This is a genomic window from Pseudonocardia hispaniensis, from assembly GCF_042658695.1.
GTDB lineage: Bacteria > Actinomycetota > Actinomycetes > Mycobacteriales > Pseudonocardiaceae > Pseudonocardia > Pseudonocardia hispaniensis.
The window spans coordinates 112,910-113,505 of sequence record NZ_JBHSQW010000034.1 but is presented as its reverse complement, the minus strand read 5'-3'; the positions used below and the strand labels follow the sequence as shown (position 1 = coordinate 113,505).

1 protein-coding gene is annotated in these 596 nt (G+C 63.3%); it reads left to right on the top strand.

Going from position 1 to position 596, the window contains the following annotated elements; all coding sequences use genetic code 11:
- Positions 1-596, top strand: a 596-nt coding sequence (locus ACFQE5_RS16500; RefSeq protein ID WP_379586110.1) for a cbb3-type cytochrome c oxidase subunit I, incomplete at both ends; no start/stop codon positions are given.

Here is a 596-nt window from a genome sequence, read left to right as displayed (position 1 = left end):
CTTCTTCGGCATCATCACCGAGATCATTCCGGTGTTCTCCCGCAAGCCGTTGTTCGGCTACAAGGGAATGGTGTTCGCCACGCTGTCCATCGCGGTGCTCTCCGGCGCGGTGTGGGCGCACCACATGTTCGCCACCGGCGCGGTGCTGCTGGCCTTCTTCTCCCTGACGACGTTCCTGATCGCGATCCCGACCGGCATCAAGTTCGTCAACTGGATCGGCACCATGTGGCGCGGCAAGCTGACCTTCGAAACGCCGATGCTGTTCTCGATCGGCTTCGCCACGACGTTCGTGTTCGGCGGTCTGACCGGGGTGCTGCTGGCCTCCCCACCGCTGGACTTCCACGTCTCGGACACCTACTTCGTGGTGGCCCACTTCCACTACGTGCTGTTCGGCACGATCGTGTTCGCCACCTACGCCGGCATCTACTTCTGGTTCCCCAAGATGACCGGCCGGATGCTCGACGAGGGCCTCGGCAAGATCCACTTCTGGCTCACCTTCATCGGCTTCCACACCACCTTCCTGGTCCAGCACTGGCTGGGCAACGAGGGCATGCCCCGCCGCTACGCCGACTACCTGCCCACCGACGGGTTCACCA